General features: G+C 70.3%; 20 protein-coding genes and 6 pseudogenes. 16 read left to right on the top strand and 10 right to left on the bottom strand.

Annotated elements, in window-relative coordinates; translation table 11 throughout:
• Positions 1–104: 104 nt before the first annotated feature.
• Together AB4039_RS35680 and AB4039_RS35675 are read right to left on the bottom strand one after the other, a co-directional pair.
• Positions 105–828 (bottom strand): annotated as a pseudogene (locus tag AB4039_RS35680) (IS5 family transposase); the annotation flags it as partial.
• A gap of 165 nt (positions 829–993) precedes the next feature.
• Positions 994–1,554: a TetR/AcrR family transcriptional regulator gene (locus AB4039_RS35675; protein ID WP_266846276.1), complete on the bottom strand. Its 561-nt coding sequence runs from the start codon at positions 1,552–1,554 to the stop codon at positions 994–996.
• Positions 1,555–1,669: 115 nt separating this feature from the next.
• Here AB4039_RS35675 and AB4039_RS35670 point away from each other — a divergent pair, with 115 nt between their 5' ends.
• The 3 genes from AB4039_RS35670 to AB4039_RS35660 all read left to right on the top strand — a co-directional run bounded on the left by AB4039_RS35670 (position 1,670) and on the right by AB4039_RS35660 (position 4,478).
• Positions 1,670–2,356, top strand: a complete 687-nt coding sequence (locus tag AB4039_RS35670) for an SDR family oxidoreductase (protein ID WP_442272702.1) — start codon at positions 1,670–1,672, stop codon at positions 2,354–2,356.
• Between the two features lie 126 nt (positions 2,357–2,482).
• Positions 2,483–3,487 (top strand): NADP-dependent oxidoreductase, encoded by a 1,005-nt coding sequence (locus tag AB4039_RS35665; protein WP_442272701.1) that lies wholly within the window; start codon positions 2,483–2,485, stop codon positions 3,485–3,487.
• A 97-nt stretch (positions 3,488–3,584) separates the two neighbouring features.
• Positions 3,585–4,478, top strand: a complete 894-nt coding sequence (locus AB4039_RS35660; protein ID WP_266846279.1) for an alpha/beta fold hydrolase — start codon at positions 3,585–3,587, stop codon at positions 4,476–4,478.
• A gap of 305 nt (positions 4,479–4,783) precedes the next feature.
• Here the strand turns inward: AB4039_RS35660 and AB4039_RS35655 are convergent, their stop codons facing one another.
• The 3 genes from AB4039_RS35655 to AB4039_RS35645 all read right to left on the bottom strand — a co-directional run bounded on the left by AB4039_RS35655 (position 4,784) and on the right by AB4039_RS35645 (position 6,967).
• Positions 4,784–6,172 (bottom strand): DUF6087 family protein, encoded by a 1,389-nt coding sequence (locus AB4039_RS35655; RefSeq protein WP_442272700.1) that lies wholly within the window; start codon positions 6,170–6,172, stop codon positions 4,784–4,786.
• A 337-nt stretch (positions 6,173–6,509) separates the two neighbouring features.
• Entirely contained in the window at positions 6,510–6,707 is a 198-nt protein-coding gene (locus AB4039_RS35650; RefSeq protein WP_266846281.1) for a hypothetical protein, read from the bottom strand.
• Positions 6,704–6,967 (bottom strand): hypothetical protein, encoded by a 264-nt coding sequence (locus AB4039_RS35645; protein WP_266846282.1) that lies wholly within the window; start codon positions 6,965–6,967, stop codon positions 6,704–6,706. Before AB4039_RS35645 ends, AB4039_RS35650 begins: the two co-directional genes overlap by 4 nt.
• Before the next feature lie 226 nt (positions 6,968–7,193).
• On the opposite strand from AB4039_RS35645, the gene AB4039_RS35640 reads away from it, so the two are divergent.
• From AB4039_RS35640 to AB4039_RS35620, 5 genes and pseudogenes are all read left to right on the top strand, one after another.
• Positions 7,194–7,379: a hypothetical protein gene (locus AB4039_RS35640; protein ID WP_442272699.1), complete on the top strand. Its 186-nt coding sequence runs from the start codon at positions 7,194–7,196 to the stop codon at positions 7,377–7,379.
• 616 nt (positions 7,380–7,995) lie between these two features.
• Entirely contained in the window at positions 7,996–8,280 is a 285-nt protein-coding gene (locus AB4039_RS35635) for a hypothetical protein (RefSeq protein WP_266846283.1), read from the top strand.
• 8 nt (positions 8,281–8,288) lie between these two features.
• On the top strand, positions 8,289–8,834 hold the full coding sequence (locus tag AB4039_RS35630; RefSeq protein WP_442272698.1) for a GNAT family N-acetyltransferase: 546 nt from the start codon (positions 8,289–8,291) through the stop codon (positions 8,832–8,834).
• 180 nt (positions 8,835–9,014) lie between these two features.
• Positions 9,015–9,155 (top strand): annotated as a pseudogene (locus tag AB4039_RS35625) (IS630 family transposase); the annotation flags it as partial.
• Positions 9,100–9,492 (top strand): annotated as a pseudogene (locus AB4039_RS35620) (endonuclease); the annotation flags it as partial. The pseudogenes AB4039_RS35625 and AB4039_RS35620, both read left to right, overlap by 56 nt.
• A gap of 22 nt (positions 9,493–9,514) precedes the next feature.
• Here the strand turns inward: AB4039_RS35620 and AB4039_RS35615 are convergent.
• Entirely contained in the window at positions 9,515–9,784 is a 270-nt protein-coding gene (locus AB4039_RS35615; RefSeq protein ID WP_442272697.1) for a hypothetical protein, read from the bottom strand.
• Between the two features lie 940 nt (positions 9,785–10,724).
• Here AB4039_RS35615 and AB4039_RS35610 point away from each other — a divergent pair.
• Positions 10,725–11,905, top strand: a pseudogene (locus AB4039_RS35610) (IS110 family transposase).
• 27 nt (positions 11,906–11,932) lie between these two features.
• Here AB4039_RS35610 and AB4039_RS35605 read toward each other — a convergent pair.
• On the bottom strand, positions 11,933–12,349 hold the full coding sequence (locus AB4039_RS35605; protein ID WP_266846286.1) for a hypothetical protein: 417 nt from the start codon (positions 12,347–12,349) through the stop codon (positions 11,933–11,935).
• A gap of 285 nt (positions 12,350–12,634) precedes the next feature.
• On the opposite strand from AB4039_RS35605, the gene AB4039_RS35600 reads away from it, so the two are divergent.
• From AB4039_RS35600 to AB4039_RS35585, 4 genes are all read left to right on the top strand, one after another.
• Complete coding sequence (locus AB4039_RS35600; RefSeq protein ID WP_266846287.1) at positions 12,635–14,668, top strand: sensor domain-containing protein; 2,034 nt, start codon at positions 12,635–12,637, stop codon at positions 14,666–14,668.
• Positions 14,632–15,285: a response regulator transcription factor gene (locus tag AB4039_RS35595; protein WP_442272696.1), complete on the top strand. Its 654-nt coding sequence runs from the start codon at positions 14,632–14,634 to the stop codon at positions 15,283–15,285. The genes AB4039_RS35600 and AB4039_RS35595 overlap by 37 nt, the downstream gene beginning before the upstream one ends.
• 158 nt (positions 15,286–15,443) lie before the next feature.
• Positions 15,444–16,100: a VC0807 family protein gene (locus tag AB4039_RS35590; RefSeq protein ID WP_442272703.1), complete on the top strand. Its 657-nt coding sequence runs from the start codon at positions 15,444–15,446 to the stop codon at positions 16,098–16,100.
• 79 nt (positions 16,101–16,179) lie between these two features.
• Positions 16,180–17,301, top strand: coding sequence for an IS630 family transposase (locus AB4039_RS35585; protein ID WP_442272695.1), 1,122 nt, complete (start codon positions 16,180–16,182; stop codon positions 17,299–17,301).
• Between the two features lie 67 nt (positions 17,302–17,368).
• Here AB4039_RS35585 and AB4039_RS35580 read toward each other — a convergent pair whose 3' ends face one another.
• A complete protein-coding gene (locus AB4039_RS35580) occupies positions 17,369–17,902 on the bottom strand; it encodes a hypothetical protein (protein ID WP_442272694.1) in 534 nt (177 codons plus the stop codon).
• A 303-nt stretch (positions 17,903–18,205) separates the two neighbouring features.
• On the opposite strand from AB4039_RS35580, the pseudogene AB4039_RS35575 reads away from it, so the two are divergent.
• Positions 18,206–18,959: pseudogene (locus tag AB4039_RS35575) on the top strand (IS5 family transposase).
• A 12-nt stretch (positions 18,960–18,971) separates the two neighbouring features.
• On the opposite strand, the gene AB4039_RS35570 reads toward AB4039_RS35575, so the two are convergent.
• The gene (locus AB4039_RS35570) at positions 18,972–19,730 is read right to left on the bottom strand and encodes an SMI1/KNR4 family protein (RefSeq protein WP_442272693.1); all 759 of its coding nucleotides are present in this window, start codon (positions 19,728–19,730) and stop codon (positions 18,972–18,974) included.
• Between the two features lie 284 nt (positions 19,731–20,014).
• On the opposite strand from AB4039_RS35570, the pseudogene AB4039_RS35565 reads away from it, so the two are divergent.
• Both AB4039_RS35565 and AB4039_RS35560 read left to right on the top strand, forming a co-directional pair.
• Positions 20,015–20,272, top strand: a pseudogene (locus tag AB4039_RS35565) (alpha/beta fold hydrolase); the annotation flags it as partial.
• Between the two features lie 404 nt (positions 20,273–20,676).
• The gene (locus AB4039_RS35560) at positions 20,677–21,507 is read left to right on the top strand and encodes a hypothetical protein (protein ID WP_442272692.1); all 831 of its coding nucleotides are present in this window, start codon (positions 20,677–20,679) and stop codon (positions 21,505–21,507) included.
• On the opposite strand, the gene AB4039_RS35555 is transcribed toward AB4039_RS35560, so the two are convergent.
• The coding region (locus AB4039_RS35555; RefSeq protein WP_442272691.1) for a CapA family protein at positions 21,425–22,190 on the bottom strand (766 nt) is incomplete at its 5' end. The two genes, AB4039_RS35560 and AB4039_RS35555, sit on opposite strands and share 83 nt — an antisense overlap.

Raw genomic sequence — 22,190 nt, 5'->3', positions numbered from 1 at the left:
CTCCAGGCCCTTGGTGGTCAGATTGCGCAGCGACTCCCCCGCACGGGTGGTGCCGCCGTTCTCGGCGAGACCATGCTTGCGCAGATCGGACAGCGCACCCGCATGCGAGGCCGTACGGGCCGTCTTCCGCTCAGAGGCGGTCGCCTTTCGACGACCCAGCGGTGGCGGCCGAGGCGTTGTGAGGACTCGATACCTTTGCGGGCGATGCGGTGGCGGATGCCGCGCTTGCGAAGCCATCGACGCAGGTGAGGGTAGTCGTAGCCCTTGTCGGCGTGCAGTTTTGCCGGGCGCCGACGTCGTGGCCCGCGACGTGAGCGGATGGGCGGGATGCCCCGCACGAGAGGCTCCAGGCCCAGGCTGTCGTGCATGTTGGCGCCCGAGATGCCCAGCGAGAGAGGCAGTCCGTTCCGGTCTGTGATCAGGTCAATCTTCGATCCAAACTTGCCGCGGTCGGTCGGATTCGGTCCGGTCAGTGACATCCTTTTGCCGTCCGCAGGCTGACGAGTCGATTGYGCACCGCGACCAGTCCAGCTCTCCACGGGCGCCGAGTTCGTCGAGGATGACGCGGTGGAGCCTCGCCCAGACACGGGCCTCGCTCCATTGGGCGAAGCGCCGGTGGACCATCTGCCAGCTCGGGCCGAAAACCGGCGGGAGCTGCCGCCACGTGCAGCCCGAGGCGGCAACGAAGATGATCACGGCCAGGGCCTCGCGGTCACCGGCCCGCCGCCGGCCCCCGCCCTGCGGACGTATCACCTCGGTCGGGGGCACCACTCGCCGGAACAGCACCCACAACTCGTCCGGCACCAACCGCTCAACGAGATCCGTCATGCACGGTTCAACGAACGATCACGCCATAAGAAGCGCCGTCTGAGGAAGATCGGGGCATGCGGAAGCGAGAGGCAACGCGGGAGAGCCGTTCACGAAAAGTGGATGACGACAGGGTGCGAGAGGCGCACCCTTCCTGCGGCGTGCCGCCCTGCACGGTGGTTCCGGTCAGTTGGTGGCCGTCAGTGCCTCGCGTGCGGTGGTGAGGATCTCCTCGGAGAGCGGGGAGCCTTTGGTGGCCCGGGACAGGACGAGGGCGCCGAGCATGGTGCACAGCCGGGTGATGCCGTCCTGGTCCTTGGTGTCGAGCCAGTCGGCGAAGTCGCCCACTCCCTGGGTGTAGACGCGGCGGGCCTCGCTCTCTCCGCCGTCGCGGGCCATGTCGGTGGCGAGTGCGGCGGCGGGGCACCCGTCTGCCGCGCTGTCGCGGTGCTCGGCGGAGAGGTAGGCGTCGATCAGCGCCCGCTGGGCGGCGTCGCGCTGCCCGGCGTACTGATCGAGCCCGTACTTGTGGTGCTGGGCGAGTTCGCCAAACGCGTGGGCGGTGGCCTCGTCGATGAGTGCCTCCTTGGAGGCGAACTGCTTGTAGAAGCCGCCGTGGGTCATACCGGCCGCCTTCATGAGGTCGGCGACGCTGACGTGGGTCCCCTGTTCCCGGAACAGGCGGGAGGCGGTTTCAACGACCCGTCGGCGGTTCTCCTCCGCCTGCGCCTGCGATACGCGGCCCATCGGCCACCTCCCGATTGGATGTCGACTGGCATCTATCTTAGACCAGTGCTTAGATTGTAGTCGTAATCTAATTGGTGCGGGTCGCTTGACGGCGGCCGTGGCGTTGGGAGTGGGCATGGAACTGAAGGACGCGGTAGCAGTGGTCACCGGCGCCAATCGGGGGCTCGGGCGGCACCTGGCCGCCCAGCTCGTGGAACACGGGGCCAAGGTGTACGCGGCGGCCCGTCGCCCCGAAACGGTGGACCTTCCGGGTGTCATCCCGCTGCGGCTCGACGTGACGGACGCGGAGTCGATCCGGGCCGCGGCTCGCACCGCCTCCGACGCGACGCTGCTGGTCAACAACGCGGGCATCTCCACCGGAACGCCCCTGATGACGGGCAGCCCGGACATGGTGCGCTTGGAGATGGAGGTGAACTTCTTCGGCCCGCTCGCCGTGACACGGGCTTTCGCCCCGGTCATCGAGTCCAACGGCGGCGGCACCGTGCTCAACGTGCTGTCGGTCCTGTCCTGGCTGCATCCGGCCGACCTCGGCGCCTACGCCGCGGCGAAGGCCGCGGCATGGGCGCTGACCGGCGCGGTCCGGGAGGAGCTGGCGCCCCGGGACATCACCGTCTCGGCGCTGCACGTCGGATACATGGACACGGACATGGCCGTCGGCGTTGCCGCCGACCAGAAGACCAACCCCGCCGAGGTCGCCGCCCAGGCCCTGGCCGGCATCGAGCGGGGACTGCCCGAGATCCTCGCCGACGAGACCACCCGGCACGTGAAGCGGAGCCTGGCCGCATCGCCGAACGCAGCGTGAGGCGCGCCCGCCGCATCGGCGTAGGGCGTCATGAACCAGCAGTGAATACCAGAAAGTATCTCGTACCGGGGCAGCCCGAAACGAGCGGAGATCCCGTCCCTGTGCGGACGAGACAGGGAGACAGTGATGAAGGCCTACTTGATCGAGAAGTACGGTGACCAGTCCGCGGTGCGCGCCGCCGAGATGCCCGATCCGGAGCCGGGCGCCGACGACGTGCTGGTCAAGATCCATGCGGCGAGCGTCAACCCGCTGGACTTCAAGATCCGCGACGGTGCCTTCAGGATGATCCTCCCGTACCGCCTCCCTCTCGTGCTGGGCAACGACCTCGCCGGAGTGGTGGTCGAGGTCGGCTCGGCCGTCACCCGGTTCGCGGTGGGTGACGAGGTCTATGCCCGGCCCGACAAGGACCGCATCGGCACCTTCGCCGAACTCATCGCCGTCCATCAGAACGACCTGGCACACAAGCCGGCCACCCTCACCATGGCGGAGGCCGCCTCCCTTCCCCTGGTAGCCCTCACCTCATGGCAGGCGCTGGTCGAGAGGGCACAGGTCCAGGTGGGCCAGAAAGTCCTGATCCACGCCGGCTCCGGCGGAGTGGGCACCGTCGCCCTCCAATTGGCCAGGCACTTGGGCGCACATGTGGCCACCACCGCGAGCGCGGCCAACGCCGCCCTGGTCCAGGAACTGGGCGCGGACGTCGTCATCGACTACCGCACCCAGGACTTCGAGGAGCTCCTGGACGGCTACGACGTCGTCCTGGACACCCTCGGCGGCAAGACCCTGGACAAGTCGCTGAGGGCCCTCAAGCCGGGCGGGAAGGTCATCAGCATCGCCGGGCCCCCCGACGCGGACTTCGCCCGCGAGCTCGGCGCGAACCCGGTCCTGCGGCAGGCGATGAACGCGCTGAGCTTCAAGACCCGACGCCACGCCAAGCGCCAAGGCGTGACCTACTCCTTCCTGTTCATGAAGGCCAGCGGCGACCAGCTGCGCGCACTCACCCCGCTCATCGAGGCCGGAGAGATCCGCCCCGTCGTCGACCGTGTCTTCCCCTTCGAGCAGACCCTCGAAGCCATGGAGTACGCCGAGAAGGGCCGCGCCAAGGCCGGCAAGGTCGTCATTGCGACGGCGTGAGGGCCGGCACCCGCCCACCACACCCCCGACAGGCCCCGGGCAGCGAGAGGATCCCGCCTCCCACCCCCCTGCCTTCCACACCCCCCAGGAACCGATCATGAGCGCACCGCGCAGTTCCGCCACCCCCAACCCCACGCCCGCCCCGTCGTCGTACAAGGACGTGCCGACCCGTTCGGTGTCCGTGCGCGGCGTCGACTTTGTCTACCGGCAGCTCGGCCCGGAAGGAGACGGCGTACCGCTGATCCTGCTCCACCACCTGACCGCAGTCCTGGACAACTGGGACCCCCGCCTCGTCGACGGACTCGCCGCCCGGCGCCGGGTGATCACCTTCGACAACCGCGGAGTCGGCGCGTCGGGCGGTTCTACCCCCGACACCATCGAAGCGATGGCCCGCGACGCGGTGCTGTTCATCCGAACCCTGGGCTTCGAGCACGTCGACCTGCTCGGCCTGTCGATGGGCGGCTTCATCGCCCAGGTCATCGCAGCCGAGGAACCGCAGCTGGTGCGCAAGGTCATCCTCGCGGGCACCGGCCCCGCCGGAGGCCCCGGCATCGACAGGGTCACCGCACTCACCCTCCGGGACATCCTGAAGGGCTTCCTGACCCGCAAGGACCCCAAGCAGTTCCTCTTCTTCACCGACACCGAACACGGCCGACGCGAAGCACGCGCCTTCCTGGAACGGCTGAAGGAGCGCACGGACCGTCGCGACAAAGCCATCTCGCTGACGTCGTTCCGCGCCCAACTGAAGGCCATCCACCGGTGGGGCCTCCAGCCGCCGGCCGACCTGTCCCGCATCCGCCAGCCAGTCCTGGTGGCCAACGGCGAGAGCGACCGGATGGTGCCGAGCGAGAACACCCTCAACCTCGCCGCACGGCTGCCCCGGGGCGAACTCGTCCCCCTCTACCCGGACGCCGGGCACGGCGGAATCTTCCAGTTCCACGACGAGTTCGTGGCCAGGGCCCTCGCGTTCCTCGAAGCACAGCCCGCCTGACCACTGAGGCCACATCCCCCGCCGTCCCGTCCCGGGCGCGGCCGGGACAAGGCGGGCCCGGGACGAGCCAGCCCGCCCTCGATCAGACGCCCTCCTGCCTGCCAGCAGTCCCAGCGGCATCCCCGAGAACGCCCTCGACACCGCATGCCGGATCCACCTGGCCACCTGGCCACCTGGCCACAAGCACGCCGGCGCCCAACCTCGAAGTCAACCCCCGAAGGACTTACGACGTACCCACTAAGCCAGGGTCGTCAACGGGGCCTGCTGGCTCGCACGAGCGGTCGATCCTGGTCGTCAGACTGGCGTCAGCCGCTGAGGAAGCGGGAGGCCTGGACAGCGTTCTCGGCAACGCCGACCGGTACCCACTCACCGGATGTGCCGTCCAGTTCGAGGAGGACGCGGGGGCCTTCGGGGGCAAGGTGAGCGGCTCGGCCCCGGGCGTCGGGGTCCAGGGGCTCGGCCCGGCGGCGGCCTGTGATCTGTCGGTCGGACTCGCGTCGGCGGTCACGGCGGTCGGCCCACGCAGCGAGCGGTTCCTTGTCGGCGTCCACGTCGCTCCTCCTATCGCCAGCGGGCCCCGGGCAGCAGGTTCCCGGGGTCGTCCATCCATGGTGTCTCCCGTCGGGGCCCGCGGTAAGACCGAAGCGGTCAAGGGCCGGACAGCCCTGCGTCTCCCACCACCCGTGGGCGGCCTCTACCGCGCCCCAAAGGCGCCGCGGGCCGTGCTGGTAGACGACGCCCGGCCCGTACTCCTCCGGCCACCGTACGGCTGCCCACGACCGGTCGATGAGGCTGTACCACCATGCGGCTGGGGAACCGTCGGGTTCGGTGTGGGTGGTGTGTGCGACGTGGGGCACGGTCAGGCTGATGGCGTGATGGGCGTTGGCGAGTTGGTCGGGCTGCACGGCGGTGTCGGTCGAGGCCGGCCACTGCTTCACATACTTCTCGGCATCGGGCCACACCGTGCGGTGCGACCGCGCTTTCATGAACTCCACCCCGGCAAGGAACGGACCGGACGCGGTGCCGGCGGACCGGACGGTGAGGCGGGCAACGGCGTCGCGGCTGCTGTAGTGCGTTCCGTACGTGGCAACGATGACACCTTCGGACCTGACCTGCTCCATCCATGCTCGCGGGATGCTGCGCACGCCGAAGGTGCACAGCAGCCGGTCATAGGGGCCGCGGTCCGGGTGGCCGGCGAGGGCCTCGCCGGTGACGGCCTCGGCGTAGAGGCCGAGGGTGCACAGGCGCTCCCGCGCGGCCGCCGAGACCGCCGGGTCCACGTCGATGGCGGTGATGTTGGCGGCGCCGCATCGGTGGGCGAGGAGCGCGGCCGTCTCGCCGGTGCCGGTGCCCGCGTCCAGCACCCGCATCCCGGCATCGGCATCCACGGCGGCGAGCAGCGCGAAAACGACGGAGGGCTGAGAGCTGGATGAAGTAGGCACCCGGCCCGGCTGCTTGCCACGGTGGGCGCCGTCGTCCCATTGCGTGACCACCGACAGATCGCTGTCGGCGTATCCGTACCAGGCGTCGGGGTCGGTGTGCCGGTCCACGGTGATGGTGCGGGCCGCCGCGCAGTCGCCGGGCCGCTGCGGGTCGGATGGGAGGAAAGGCCGCATCAGGGCGGGCAGGAAGGCCGCGCGGTCGACGGCCGCGAAGGCTGGTGCCCAGTCGGAGGCGAGGGCGCCGGATTTCATGAGGCAGCGCCCCAGCTCAGTACGGCTGGGGCGCGCTCCTGGTGGGCGGTGGTGGCGGTCATCTACTTGCCGTGCTTCCCGCCATCGGGGGCGTGCTGGTGTCGGGGTTGGACGGGGGCGGCGGGGGCGGGGTGGAGATCGGCGCGGACCCGCCGCCGTGGCTGCCGCCTCCGCTTCCTCCGCTGCTGCCACCACTCCCGGTGTTGTTGGCCATGGCGGTACTCCTCTCGTCGGTGGTGCGGTACCGGCCGGGCCGGTTGGCTGGCCGGAATGATGCGACCCCGCGGGGGTGCCTGAACGTCGCTGGGCGTCGGCCGCGACCCCGCCGCGGGGAGTCTCAGGGGTCGGTGATCCGGTCGGCCCTGCGCCGGACCACGGTGAGGGTGTCGGGGTCGCTGGTCTCCCAGTGGCGGGAGGTGCCGCCGTAGACGGGGCGCAGCACCCACGTGGTGCCGGCCTTGATGTCGGTGACGATCGCGCCCTGTCCGGTGGTGTCCTTCACTTGGTCGCCGACCTCGGCGCGGTGCGCGCTCACCGGGCACCTGCGGGCGCATCCGGGGTGAGGTGGCGAAACGGCTTGAGCTCGCGGGGGTCGGCGGTCCACTCGCGGCCCGACCGGTCGAGGGGGCGCATGTGCGCGGTCCGGCCGACCTCGTTGCCGGTGGGCTTGGAGGTGCGGATGTACACGCTGCCCACGGTGCCGGTGCGCTCCGTGGCGGGGTGGATGACCTCCCGCCCCAGCAGGCGGTGTCCGGGGTCCTCCCTGAGCCGCACGTTCGCGTCCTCCCTGATCACGTCCGTGCCTCCTGCCAGCCGGCGTGGGGTGGGAGTGCGCCCCGTTGGTAGGCCGGGACGCACTCCCCGGGGGGATGTGCTGCGGGTAGTCAACCGGTGACCGGCAAGGCGCGGCGCGGGTTATGCCGGACTTTCAGGCGGACGTTCCTCTCTCTGGTATGCGTGAAAGTCCGGGCCCGGTGGCCCTACCGTGCGAGGAGGGAACCAGCAAGCGCGAGGGGGCGTCATGTCACAACCGGCTGAGCTATCGGTGTTCGCGGACCTGGCCGACGGGTTCGGGTGGCACAGCCCGACCGCATTCATCCGCGTGTACGCGGCCGTCGCATCGCGCATCGGTGAGCGCGAGGACGTCACCGACCGGCAGGTCCGCCGGTGGCGCCGTGCCCGCAGCCGGGCCGGCAGCGCGTCTTAGAGGCGATGCTCGGCGTACCTCTGGAACAGGCTGGGTTTCCGGGTGCCGGAGCACCGCCGCAACTCCGCTCCGGCCRCCGTGCCGGTACTGGACCCGATCCCCGAACTGCGCGAGAGGCCTGATCCGATGCAGGACCGCCGCACCATCCTGGCCGCCGCGGGCGGCCTCGCCCTCGGCGCGGCCGGAATCGGCTCGGCGTCGGCCGCCGCCCACGACGCGCCCCGTCTCGGCACGGACACCGTCACCGACCTGCGGCAGAGTCTCGCCTCCCTGTACGGGCTGGATGACCGGTTCGGCGGGGCCACCGTCGGCCCGCTCGCCGCCGCCCACCTTGCCCGTGTCCGGCGCCTCTTCGACACCGGGTCCTACCCCGAGACGATCGGCCGTCAGCTACGCCTCATCACTCGACCACGCCCGGCGGGCCGCCGCCCTCGCCGCACCGGGGGCGCCGCCGTCGCTGCTGTCCATCCTCGCCACCCGGGAAGCTCGGACACTGGCGATGCTGGGCGACTCGGCGTCGGCACGCTCAACGCTGGCGGGCGCGGCCCGCCTGTACGAAAAGGACCAGGGGTCACGGCCGGCACCGGACTGGACCCTCTTTCATGGCCCGGCAGAGTTGGCCAGCGCGCAGGCGGAGCTGTTCACCGCGGCCGGACACCACCGTGCTGCGGTGTCGTGGCTGCGCCGCTCCCTGGAGCGCCAGGAGGCTGCCTACGCCCGCAACGAGGCATTGCAGCGGGACGGGCTCGCCGGGGCACTGGCGCGCTCCGGGGAGGCGGACGAGGCAGTCCACCACATCGAGCAGGGCGAAGCCCTGCTCACCGAAGTCAGCTCGGGGCGGGCACGGGAAGGACTGGCCGCCGCCCGCCGCGAACTCGACCGCGTTCGCCCCACCCGATGAGGAGTCCCGTGCAATACGCCACCGTCACCGACCCTGCCGCCGCCGGACGCGAGCTGGACGACCTCGCCCCCCTCTACGAGGCCGTGTTCGCCGAACCCCCGTACCTCGAAGGGCCCCGCGACGTCGCCGGGTTCCTGGAGCGCTACCAGCACGAGCACACGACACCCGGGTTCCGGCTGATCACCGCACGCGAGCACGGCGAGCTCGTCGGGTTCGCCTACGGCCTGCCGCTCTCATCGGGTACCAGATGGTGGGAGGGATTCACCGACGGGACCCTCCTGCCGGACGGATTCACCCGCGAAGACGGGCACCGCACCTTCGTCGTGATGGAACTCGCCGTCCTCGCCCACCTGCGCGGCACAGGTGTCGGCAGGACCCTGCACGCCGCCCTGCTGCGCGAGGCGAAGGGGGCCGAGCGGGTCGCCCTCGCCGTCCGGCCCGAAGCCCCGGCCGCCGCCTGGTACGAACGCCTTGGCTACCAACTCGTGGGCCTCACCCAGCCCTGGGACGGCGCACCCGTGTACCGGTCCATGACCAAAACGCTGTCGCCCTGATCCGTCCGCAGTTTCGTGCTTCCCGGTACACCGTCGCTCGCATCGAACTTCCCTTTCCCACTCGCAGAGGCGGCAGGTCGCCACGTACGTGGTGCGTCCCGGGCAGCGCGGGTCGGGCGGGCGCTGGGTGTGGCGGCCCTTACCGGTGCGGGGGCAGCGGCTTCCGTCGGCGTGTACCGGGTCGAGGGCATCTGGTCGCTCCTGCGACGCGGATTCCTGGCCAACGTCGCCTTCGCCGACCCGGACCACCTCGTGCGGACGGTCAGGCGCGGCTTACGGAAGATCCATTACCGACCTCAGCTCATCGACGGCTGCCTGGCCGCCGGAGATCTCCAGGAGCACAGTCCAGGGCCGTGCACAGCGCAGCCAGGGTGGACAGCGGGCGGTGGGGCAGTGGCTGACCAACGTCCGCCGGATGCTGCTCTACATGGCCGTGCGCTACGACGGCGGCGACGGCTTCCCGGACCTGGAGATGAACGACAAGGTCAACAACGGCACCGCCCCCCTCTTCGGCCGCATCAGCCTGCTGAAGCAGTGGAACCAGATGGACCTGCCGGACGCCTTCGAGCAGCGCCGCAACCAGGTCATATTCGACACCTACCAGCACAACCGCAACCCGTTCATCGACCACCCGGAGTGGGTCGACTCCATCTGGTAGCAGCCCGGGGGCGCTCGGCGTGCTACTTGACGTAGATCTCGTCGAGGGTGTCGATGACCCCCGCCGCGTTCAGGTGGTAGCGGAAGGGCAGGCCCTTGTCCGGGTGGGTGTCCAGCCACCCGGTCAGCTCGCTGGTGGAGATGGGCTTGCCGGTCACCGTGGAGGGCCCGAGGATCGGCGCCGTCGCGGTGATCTTGGCCGTCTCCGCGATCGGGAGGTACGTCCACGCGCCCGACGGTTCGAAGCGCCCGGGGCAGCCGTACGTGCCGTGCTGGACTATGAGACTGGTCACACCGCCCTCGGGCGTGTAGCGGTGCACGGCAATCGTGTCGGGCGAGACCGGCATCCTGTGGTCGGCGCCGCAGGTCGGCGCGGGGGGCGGGGCCGGGGCGGGTGGATTCTTCCCCGCCGGGGTGGCGGTCGCCGAGGGCTTGGCCGCCGCGCCGGTCTTCGAAGGGCCGGCACGGCGACCGTGGCGCTGGCGGTGGGCGGGGCCGGTGCGGCCGCGGTGGGCTTCGCGTCCGGCGCGGCCAGGTCGTCACCGTTCTGACAGGCGGTGAGCGCCAGCACGCCGCACACCGCCAGGGCGGCCATGGCCGCCTGCCTCCGAACCGCTCTCATGGTCTTCTCCCTCTCCCGGATTCCGGCGTCGCCGCACCGTAACCCCCGGGATCCAGCCGGGGCGACGGCCGGACGCGGTTCGTCACCGGGCCGGGATCCCGTTGTTGCGGAGTGCGGACCTCCGCCCCCGCCCCGCGGACGCCCGTGACCGCCCACCGGTCGGGGTCAGGGGGCCAGGCGGCCGGCGAGGGCCTGGAACTGCGGCCAGGCGGCCTGCGACGGGCAGGGGTCCCAGAGCTTCTGGGAGGGCGCGGCCAGCGGCATCCGGATGCCGGCGGCCACCTAGGCCGAGGTCTGGGAGGCGGCCAGGTCAGCCGCCTCCTTACCTACGAAGACCTGGCCTTCCGCCCCCGTTATGTTTTCCGCGGCCCTGCAAGAGGGCCGCTGGCCTCCGGGCCCGGCATGACTGTGTCCCCCTGTCGAACGGATGACCTGGGGGGTGGTGTCACCGGGCCCGGAAGGTGCCGTCGGAGACGCTGATGAGAGGTCCGGCCACCGTCCGGTCCGGCGCAATGCCGGACAGCTCGCGGACGGCAGGTCTGCATAACGTGGATGCGCGAGCACGACACCACCGCCGAGGCCGGCACGTTCAACTCCCTGGGAGGGGCGCRATGTTCGACACCGAAGACGTGGGCGTGTTCCTCGGCCTGGACGTCGGCAAGAGTGCCCATCACGGGCACGGACTGACTCCGGCCGGCAAGAAGGTCTTCGACAAGCAGCTGCCCAACAACGAGCCGAAGCTGCGGGCCGTCTTCGACAAGCTGGCCGCGAAGTTCGGCACCGTGCTGGTGATCGCGGACCAGCCCGCCTCCATCGGCGCCCTGCCCCTGACCATCGCCCGGCACGCCGGCTGCAAGGTCGCCTACCTGCCGGGCCTGGCCATGCGCCGGATCGCCGATCTCTACCCCGGTGAGGCGAAGACCGACGCGAAGGACGCCGCGGTCATCGCGGACGCCGCCCGCACCCTGCCCCACGCGCTGCGCTCGCTGGAGCTGACCGACGAGATCACCGCCGAGCTCACCGTGCTGACCGGCTTCGACCAGGACCTCGCCGCCGAGGCCACCCGCACCAGCAACCGGATACGCGGCCTGCTCACCCAGTTCCACCCCAGCCTCGAACGCGTCCTGGGCCCCCGTCTCGATCACCAGGCCGTCACCTGGCTGCTGGAACGCTACGGATCTCCGGCCGCCCTGCGAAAGGCCGGCCGCCGACGCCTCGTCGAGCTCATCCGGCCCAAGGCCCCACGCATGGCCAACCTGCTGATCGACGACGTCTTTACCGCCCTGGACGAGCAGACCGTCGTCGTGCCCGGGACCGGCACGCTCGACACCGTGATCCCGTCCCTGGCCCGCTCCCTCGCGGCCGTCCACGAACAGCGCCGGGCACTGGAAGCCCAGATCAACGCCCTGCTGGAGGCCCACCCTCTTTCCAAGGTCCTGACCTCGATGCCCGGCGTCGGCGTCAGGACCGCCGCCGTCCTGCTGGTCACCGTCGGCGACGGCACCGGGTTCCCCAGCGCCGCCCACCTCGCCTCCTACGCCGGCCTCGCCCCCACCACGAAATCGTCCGGCACATCGATCCACGGCGAACACGCCCCCCCCCCCCCGAGGCGGAAACCGGCAGCTCAAACGCGCCATGTTCCTCTCCGCTTTCGCCTGCATGAACGCCGACGCTGCCTCCCGCACCTACTACGACAAGCAACGCGCCCGCGGCAAAACCCAGCGTCCTGTTCGCCATGCTCAGAGACGGAACCTTCTACGAACCCCGCCTCCCCCAAGCGACGGCTGCGTGAACCAGCCCACAGGCAGGTCGATTCATATCAACGCCTTGTGTCGTCTGCCCACGCCGAGATATCGGCGGCAGCCCGCCGGACAGCGTCTTCCTGGTCCCGGGCGAGGTTCGCGCAGGCCGCTGCGACGTTCGGCACACCGTCCGCTCCCACGAGCGCGTCATGCACCCCGGTCTGCAGCCAGTCAGCCTGGTTGTCGTCAGCCTCGGCAACCGCGAGAGCAATGAGCCTTACAGCGGCAACCGTCCCCACCCGGGCCAGGGCCTCTGCCGTCTGCCGGGTCACCGCCGTGTCCTCGACGTCCAGCAGCAGCCCCACCAGCACCTCCGCAGCCTCAGGAACATCAACGAAGGAAGCAAGGTCGCGCCCGGCACGAACACGTTGCGCCCATGAAGGAGACGACGCCTCAGCCAAGGCCGCCTCCAACCCACTCATCATCTCTGGCACGACCAGACAGTCTCATGCCCCACGAAGAGATCGAACCCCGGGCCGGGGCTGCCCACACGCTTGACGAAGAACATAGAGGCACCCCCCGTTGCCTACGTAGACATTGACGCTGGGGGCCGGTGAGCGCTGATCCAGGCCTTCGTACCGGGGAGCCGCTACATCCATGACTGGGCGTCACGCCACATGAGGAAAAGCATCGTCGGCCACCCGCGCTCCGGGTGGGTACTGCACCCCGCACGAGAACGGCACGATCGGCGCTCGAACGGGTCGTGGGAAACTGGGCCGGTGCTCGCTCCGAACTCCCGGGAACTACGACGTGAGGCGCCGACCGGAGCGGTCGGCGTCCAGACAACCCTGCGGGCGCACGTGATGGTGGCGCTGCGCGGCGCGGCGCTCGCGGCCTTGGGTCTGCTGGGGCTACTGGCCCTGCTGCCGGCTGCGGTTGCGGTGGGGGTCGGCGCGGCGGGTCCGCTGGACCTGTTCCGGCGTCTGCCCCGGTTGCGGCGCGAGCTGGCCGGCCGGTGGTCGGAGGTGCCCGTCGACGATCCCTACCTGCCCGAGCCGCCGGAACCCCGGCAGCGTGACAGCGGGCTGTACCGCGACGGCAGGCAGCTGTACGCCTCGTTCGGCTCGGCGGTGCGTCGCAGGCGGGTGCGGCAGGTGCGGCGGGATCCGGCGACGAGACGGGACCTGGCCTTCCTGCTGTTCGACCCGTTCGTCGGGGCTCCGGTGGCTTCGCTGCCCGTGGTGTTGGTGGCCGGTGGTCTGTACGCGGTGGTCGCGGCCCTGTGCCGGGCGGCCGACGGGGTCAGCCTGCCGGGGACGGCGTGGGCCGGTGCGGTGGTGGGGGCCGGGGTCGGGCTGGTGTCGCTCGCGACGGGGCTGACGGTCGGACCGCTGGTGCTGTGGGTGCACGGGTGTTGGACGCGGCTCCTGCTGGCCCGCCGGGTCGCGCCGACGGTGGTGTCCGACGGGGGTGCGCTGGGCCGGCGTCTGCGGATGCTGGGCGCCGGGGTCTTCCTGTCACTGCTGTCGCCGGCCGGCGCGGTGCTGGCCGTCGTCCAGGTGGTGGCGCTGGTGGTCGGGGTGTGCACCGGGCTGGTGCTGCTCTTCCCGAAGGCCGTGGGGTTCGGCCGCCGCTTTGTCGTGCTGAGCCGGCGGCTGGCCGGGGACTGGCTGGGCGTGGAGATCCAGGCGCCCTATCTGCCAGCTCCGGAGCCGGTGCGGCGCGGGGCGGACGGCTACTACCAGTACGGGCGGCGGCTGTACCGGACCCCCTATCTGGTGCGGCAGTTGCAGCTGATGCGTCACACCTCGGGTGATCCGGCGGTGTGGCGGGACCTGCTGTGGTCGGCGGTCAATCCGCTTGTGACCGCCGTGCTGTTGGCGGTGCCGCTGGTCGTCGTCGGGTTCTCGGTCTTCGGGCTCGTCGTGCCCGGAGTGCTGGACCTGGTGACGGACGGGTCGGGCCCGTACAGCTTCTGGGACACGGCGCTGCGTCGGCTGCCCGTGGGCGGGGCCCTCGCGGGCGTCCCTTGGGCGGCGGTCGCGGTGGGCGCGCTGCTGGTGGCGGCGGTGTCGTGGGTGGCGCCGTACGCGCTGCGGGCGCACGCCCGCTTCGCGCTGCTGCTGCTGCGGCCGACCCGGCACGCACAGCTGGCCCGGCGCGTGGAGCGGCTGACGGAGACCCGGGCGGACGCCACCGGGGTACAGGCCGCCGAACTCCGCCGCATCGAACGGGACCTGCACGACGGGGCCCAGGTGACGCTGGTGGCGATCGGGATGACGTTGCGGGTGGTGGAGCGGCGGCTGGGGGAGGAGGCTCCGGAGCTGCGCGAGCTGGTGGCCGAGGCCCGCCGGCAGTCGTCGACGGCCCTGGCCCAGCTGCGGGACCTGGTGCGGGGCATCCACCCACCGGTCCTCGCGGAACGGGGCGTGGGCGACGCGGTCCGCGCGGTGGCGCTGGACTACCCGCTGGACGTCGAGGTGACGGTGGACGTTCCCGGCCGCCTCGAGGCACCGGTGGAGGCGTGCGCGTACTTCGCGGTGTGCGAGGTGCTCGCGAACGCCGCCAAGCATTCCGGGGCCTCACAGGTGCGCATCGATCTGCGGCACTCCGACGGGGTGCTGCGGATGACGGTGGGCGACGACGGCCGGGGAGGGGCCGATACGGCCAAGGGCACGGGCCTCGCCGGCGTGCGCCGCCGGCTGGGTACATTCGACGGAGACCTGTTCGTGAGCAGCCCGGTGGGCGGCCCGACACTCGTGACCATGGAGCTGCCATGCGTGTTGTCCTCGCCGAGGACCAGTTCCTCCTGAGGGAGGGAATGGTGCGGCTGCTGGAGTCGTACGAGTTCGAGGTCGTCGCGGCCGTCGACAACGGACCGGAGCTGTCGCGGGCCTTGACGCGGCACCAGCCGGACATCGCCGTGGTCGACGTGCGGCTGCCGCCCACGTTCACCGACGAGGGGCTGCAGGCGGCGCTGGCGGCCCGCCGGGAGATTCCGGGGCTGCCCGTGCTGGTCCTGTCGCAGCACGTGGAGCAGTTGTACGCGCGCGAACTGCTGGCCGACGGGCGGGGCGGGATCGGGTACCTGCTCAAGGACCGCGTCTTCAGCGACGAGGAGTTCGTCGACGCGCTGCGCCGTGTGGCGGGCGGCGGGACGGCGATGGACCCTGAGGTGATCTCCAAGCTGGTGGCGCGGGGCGAGCACGGCGGCCCGTTGCGCTCGTTGACCGGGCGTGAGCTCCAGGTGCTGGGGTTGATGGCGGAGGGGAGGTCCAACGCGGGGATCGCGCAGGAGCTGCACCTGAGCGACAGCGCTGTCAGCAAGCATTCGGCGAGCATCTTCACCAAGCTGGAGCTGACGCAGGACAACAGCGACAACCGGCGGGTGCTGGCGGTGCTTGCGTACCTGAACGCCCAGCGGAACTGAGGGGCGATCGCCCGGGGGTGGAGTTTTCTGCACTACGGGTGTGCTCGCAACTCCATTCCGGCGCCCTGGGTCCGGCCCGTAGTTTCGTGTTCAGAAGGCGGGCCGCACGGTCCGGGCAAGGACCAGGGCACGGGTGAGGGAGTCAGACGGTGACGACGATGGACCAGGAGCAGACCGAACAGCAGCAGACCGAGACGAAGGCCGAGGGGAAGGACCCGAAGGCGGATCTGATCCGAACCGCGTTCATGGAGGTCGGTGTCCCCCTGGGCCTCTACTACGGGCTGCGCGGGGCCGGTCTGGGGCAGTGGTTGTCCCTCCTCATCAGCGGCGCTCTGCCCCTGGCCCAGCTGGTCTACAAGGTGGCCACCGAACGCCGCGTCTCGACCGTCACGCTCTTCACCCTGAGCGTGATGGCCGCCGGCACCGCCATCACACTGGTCACCGGTGACGCCCGCCTCCTGCTCGCCCGCGAAAGCTACCTCACCGGCCTTCTCGGCCTGTGGATGATCGCCACCCTGTTCGCCAAGCGGCCCTTCATGTTCACCACCATGATCAAGATGCTGCCCGAAGAGACCGCCCGGACCTGGCACTCCAACTGGGACAACCACGCCCGCTTCCGCAACGTCATGCGCTGGATGTCCATCGCCTGGGGCGCCGCCTTCCTCATCGACTCCGCCGCCCGCATCCTCATGGCCTACACCCTCCCCGTCGACCTCGTCCCCGTCCTCTCCGTCGTCCTCCTCATCGGCATGCTCATGACCGTCGTCAAAATCAGCAAGTCCTACGGACGCCGCATGATGGCCGAACTCGCCTAGTGCTGTGACCGGGAAGGTTCGCCGGGTTGTTCCTGGTGCTGGTTGGAAACGAGTTCTCCAAGCAGCATGGGGAGGCGGGATGGCGAAACCGGTCCGGGTTCGCGGGCTGACGGAGCAGGAGGGCCAGAGACTCCAGCACATCGTCCGGCGGGGCAGCACGAGTTCGGTGCGGTTCCGGCGGGCGATGATGCTCCTGGCTTCGGCCGGCGGCAGCACGGTCCCGGTCATAGCCCGCCTGGTCCAGGCGGACGAGGACACCGTCCGCGATGTGATCCACACGTTCAACGAGATCGGGCTCGCATGCCTGAACCCTCGGTGGGCGGGAGGCCGTCCCCGCCTTCTCGATCGTGACGACGAGGACTTCGTCGTCCAGACGGCCACTACTCGTCCGACCGTGCTTGGCAAGCCCTTCACCCGCTGGTCGATCCGAAAGCTCGCCGATCACCTGCGCAGGAACACTGCCCGGCCCGTCCGGATCGGCCGGGAGGCACTGCGGTGCTTACTGGCCCGCCGCGGGATCTCCTTCCAGCGCACGAAGACCTGGAAGGAGTCCCCGGATGAGGCCTTCGACGCGAAGCTCGCCCGGATCGAGTACGCGATCAACGAGCGGCCGGACCGCACGTTCGCGTTCGACGAGTTCGGGCCTTTGGGAATCCGCCCCACCGCCGGCTCCTGCTGGGCCGAGCAGACCCGGCCCGACCGCCTGCCGGCCACCTACCGGCGCACCCACGGCATCACCTACTTCCACGGCTGCTACTCGGTCGGCGACGACCAGATGTGGGGGATCAACCGGCGTCGCAAGGGCATCTACCACACCTGGACCGCGTTGAGAACGATCCGTGCCGCCCGCCCGGACGGCGCCCCGATCTACGTGATCCTCGACAACCTCTCCGCCCACCTCAACTGGAAAATCCGCAGGTGGGCGGCTCGCAACAAGGTCGAGCTGTGCTTCACCCCGACCTACGCCTCCTGGGCCAACCCGATCGAAGCCCACTTCGGACCGCTACGGCAGTTCACCCTGGCCAACTCGCACCACCCCAACCACACCGTCCAGACCCGGGCCCTGCACGCCTACCTGCGCTGGCGCAACAAGAACGCACGCCACCCCGACGTCCTCGCCGCCCAACGACGCGAACGCGCCCGCATCCGCAGCGAAAGAGGCATCCGCTGGGGCGGCAGACCCCTACCCTCCACGGCCTGACCGCTCAACCCGGCGAACCTTCCCGGTCAGCACTAGATCGAGACCCAGTATCGCTGGCCTCGGTCAACTAGAGCTGGTCCCCTACCGACGCCGTTGTCGGAGGGTGCACCCCGCCACCGTCTTTCGCGTCTTGCGCACACGAACGCCCGCCTTCGGACTGATTGTTGGGGATCAGAAGCACTCCGGCAACCCGCTCAGGGTGCTCGACGGTAAGCCAGTCGTCGCCCGTGCGGGTTCCGTCTGGCTTGGACCACGCAGTGGACGAATAGATCGTCTTGCACATCAACGCCACACGCTTTTCGTCGACCGCGCAGGCCTGCACCGCAGGCCCGGTCGCCCCCTCGGCAACGCCGTCAAAACGGTAGTGGAAGTGCGCCAGATTCCCCTCGTAGGGCGTCTGCGGATGGGGCTCGAGTCGCCACTCAACGACCTTGACCGTAACCCCGATAGGCCGCTCGGACGTGTCCACGACCTGAACCGAGGCCCCAGCTTCAGCGCGCTCCGCCATCCGGTCGGTACAGCCCCAGACGGCCGAACAACCGGTGAGGGCGAAACCAACCAAAGCCAACGGAACAACGACAAGAACCCGTACGGAAAGCACTCGGACGACCTCCAGCCAGATGGAGCCGAGCAGTCTATAGCGCTTTCGGAAGAGCGGGTCGGGAGCTCCCGGCGGCCAAGCCGAACCGGTAGCGACACCTCCCGCCAAGCACGACCAAACCCTTCCCCTACCTAGTGCTGCGACCCGGTGAACCTTTCCGGTCACAGCACTAGTAACGCTTTGTCAAGAGCTGTAACACGATCTCGTGGGCTGGTGCAGGTCAGCCGTGACTAGTACGACGATTGAGCCGTTCGTGAGGACGTGAGTGTCAAGCCGTTGGTCGTTGACGACGAGTTGTGGACGATGATCGAGCAGATCCTGCCGCTGTGGCCCGAGCGTGCTCCTGGGCCCAAGCCGGTGCCTGACCGGCTGTGCTTGCAGGGCATCCTGTTCGTGCTCTACACGGGCATCCCGTGGCAGCAGCTGCCGTTGGAGCTGGGCTTCGGCTCCGGGCAGACCTGCTGGCGGCGCCTGGAACGTTGGCAGGATGCTGGGGTCTTCGACCAGTTGCACCGGATATTTCTGTCGGAGCTGAACGCGGCCGGCGAACTGGACCGGACCCGCGCGTGCGTGGACGCCTCCCACGTGCGCGCGAAAAAGGGGGTGCCGCGACGGGCCCGTCGCCGGTCGACCGCCGCAATACCGGCAGCAAGCACCTCCTAATGATGTCCCACTCAAGGTCATCACCACCGCGGCCAACGTCAACGACGTCACCCAGACCCTCGCCCTCGTCGACGGCATCCCATCGATCGCCGGCAGGGTCGGCCACCCCCGCAGACGGCCCGACGCCCTGCTCGGCGACAAGGGCTACGACAGCAATCCGAACCGCAAGGAGCTGATACGACGCGGCATCCTCCCAGTCATCTCCCGCAAGGGTCAGCCCGACATTCAGGGCCTGGGCAAGCTCCGCTACGTCGTCGAGCAGACGTTCGCCCTCCTCCACCAGTTCAAGCGCTTGGCCGTGCGCTGGGAACGGCGCCTCGACCTCCACGACGCCTTCGTCTCCCTGGCCTGCGCCCTGATCTGCCGACGACGGCTGGGGAACCGCACCGCATGACGCAGCCAGGGGTCAGAAGGGCAGTGAATCCGTGCCCGACGTTTCGTATCCCAGGGCCCACTGCCCGGGCACGGCCTCGTAGATCGCCTCCAGGTCGGACCGGGTCCGCCCCCGGACGTGCAGCCAACTGTGAGTGCCAACTCCGTCTTGACGCAGCAGCTTGCCCGGCGCGGAGAACCAGAGCGCGGGAGAATCCTCCGGGCCCGTCCACATCGGGTACTCGGGCAGCTCGACCCGCCGGAAACGTTCGCGTACCGCACCGAGCAGGTCCGCGGGCAGCTCGCATGCGTTGTACAGCCGCCCACCACCTCCGAACAGCGCCTCGCTCAGTACGAGCTCGACACAGGCCAGGGACACGCGGTCCATAAACGGCACCCAGCCGTGCCGGGACTCGACGAACACCGGGGGATCGTCCTGATCGAGGTCACGCAGGCGCACACCCCAGAAGGCGCAGCCCTGGTTCTCACTGCGAAAGACCAGAACGCCGCCACCCCCGTCATGCACGAACAGTTCAGCCGGTGGCAGCAGAGGATCTTGGTTGTCGACCAGGTCGGACCGCCCGCCCACGAGCGCGTAGAACTCTCGCAGCGCGGCTGGCAGAGAGAAGCCGAGCTCCGCCTCGACCGCTGCCAATTCCGCCATCGGCGTGCCGTGGCCTTCAGCCGACGACCCACCCCAGGAGGCCGCGAAGTCGCGGATGAACGCCCACGCCCGCTCCCGGTCGGGGAGCCCGTCAGTCAGAGATCGGGCCACATCGAACGAGTCGGTCATGCCGCGGACCGTACCGGATGCTCACGCCGCATCGCCGAGAGACCGTCACGCTGTAGTGAGAACGCTCAGGCCGGATCGGCCGGAGACTCTGCCGGATCCCTGAAGGCTGGCCCGACGGCGCTCGTCGTGATCGTGTTACCAGCTCATAGGGCAGCCGAAGCAGAGAATTACGGAATTTCCGTAAAAATCCGAGGGGCAGCAAATTCGAACACCCGCGGTCTGCGCGCCCACGGTTTCCTTAACGGGGCCGGAGAGGGTAGTCACTGGTGGGCGCACCTTCCTATGCCGCCGATCTGCTCGCCGAACGCCCCGACTGGCCACCGCTGTACGACCCTCGCCGCCTCGCTGCCAACCGGGTCCCGCTCGCCGCACTCGTCTACCACGACGACATGTAGGTGGACTCCGGACTCTCCCTGCGCACCGCGCGCGAGGTCGGTGCCACCCGGGTCTGGGTCACCAACGAATGGGAGCACGACGGCCTCACCTCCTCCGGTGGCCGCGTGCTGTCGCGCCTGATGGACCTGGCCGCGGGTCGGGCGTAGGCCCTCGCGGTTCCTCCCTCGTTCCCCTCAACCTGCCTCCGACGGGAGAGACATGACCCACCCGCTCCGCCTGTGGCCGCTCGCCACGGCCGTCGTCCTCATCTCCTGCGTGTCCGTCCCCGCCGCGGCCGCCGCTCCCGGCCCGCCGGCCCCCGCCGCCGACTGCGCCCTCCCCGGCCGGACCGGCTGGACGGACGAGGGCCACGACACGGACCGCACCCAGTTCCAGCCCGCCACCGGAACCCGCCGCGCCCTCACGCTGTACGTGGACTTCCCGGACGCCCCGGCCACCGGCTCCACCGAGCCGTACGCCGCTCACCTCGCCCCGGCCGCCGACTGGATGGGCCGCGCGAGCTACGGCCGTCTGCGGCTGGTCAACACCCCCACTCCACCGCTGGATCCGGATGCCGGCCGACTCCACCTCGTACGGCTTCGCGCGCGGCCTCACGTTCGAGGCCCACGAGAAGTACCTCCGCGACGCGATCACGGCCGCCGACCCGTACGTGGATTTCTCTCGCTTCGACATGGTCTACGTCGTCCCCGCCCGGACGGCGACCGCCATCCCCTTCTCGCCGACCTACCTGTACGACCCGGCGACGCCCGGCGTCACCGCCGACGGCACCCGCATCAAATGGGCGGTCACCTTCGGACAGGACATGTGGCACTGGGGCCACAAGGTCGCGGCCCACGAGACCGCCCATACCTTCGGGCTGCCCGACCTGTACTCCTTCACCGGCTACCCCCACCAGTACGTGGGCGGCTGGGACGTCATGGGCGACATCGCCGGCCACGCCCCGCAGTACCTCGGCTGGCACTCCTGGAAGCTCGGCTGGACCCGCGACGAGCAGGTCGCCTGCCTGACCGCGTCCGGTCGCCGCACGGTACGGCTGGCCCCGGTGGAACGGCCCGGCGGAACCAAGATCGCTGTGCTGCGGACCGGTGGGACGACGGCATATGTGGCGGAGTCCCGCCGCGCCCAGGGCAACGACGCGGCCGCCTGCTCCACCGGCGTCCTCATCTACAAGGTCGACTCCGCCACCCAGACCGGTCAGGGCCCGGTGCGGATCATGAACCCGAACCCGAACCCGAACACGACCCCGCCCACCGGCTGCACACCGCTGGACCTGGCCGTGTACGCACCCGGGCAGAGCTTCACCGACCCCGCGACCGGCGCGCGCATCGACGTCCTCGCGGGCGGACCGACGGGCGACACGGTGCGGCTGGCCAAGGACTGAATCCGGCCCGAGCCGGCCGCCGTTCACGTCGAGGGCGTCCGCGGCTCCGAGGTCCTTGAGGGCTCATGCCGGCCCGGCCCGCGCCCTTCCGGCCGGGCGGTCCGTCGGCGCCGAGGGTGAGGGTGCCGTCCGGGGCGTACGCGATGCCTGAGCCGAAACCGCGGCTGATCCGGCCCAGTACCTCCCGAACCCACTGGCAGTCCTTCGGTGACGCCCTCCCGAGCCGCATCCGCCGGGCCCGCAGGGGCGTGATGCGCAGTTCGCGGAGCCTGCCGGTGGGCTCCAGCGACGGGAAGTAGAGCAGCCGCAGGTCGTCCCGGTAGTTCTCGTACCCGGTGATGCCCTCGTAGTCGTTGACCAGGTCGCCGCAGCCGTAGGCGATGAGCTTTCCCCGGTACAGCTCCAGCGGCCGGGGATGGTGCGAGGAATGCCCGTGGACCACGTCCGTGCCTCCGTCGACGAGCGCGTGCGCGAAGCGGACCTGGTCGCKGGGGACGAGGTAGCCCCAGTTGGAACCCCAGTGGATCGAGGTGACGGCGATGTCACCCGGCCGTTTCACCTGCCGGATCCGGGCGACCACCGCGGCCGCCGCGCTCTCCGAGGCCTCGGCCACGTAGTCGACCCCGCTCCGGTCCGCGGCGGCGGCCCAGCTGGGCGGGATTCCGCTGGACGGCATGCCGAGA

It is taken from the genome of Streptomyces sp. M-16 (assembly GCF_052114405.1).
Classification (GTDB): Bacteria; Actinomycetota; Actinomycetes; order Streptomycetales; family Streptomycetaceae; genus Streptomyces.
Note: the sequence above shows the minus strand (reverse complement) of the source record. Positions and strands in the feature narration are given on the sequence as shown.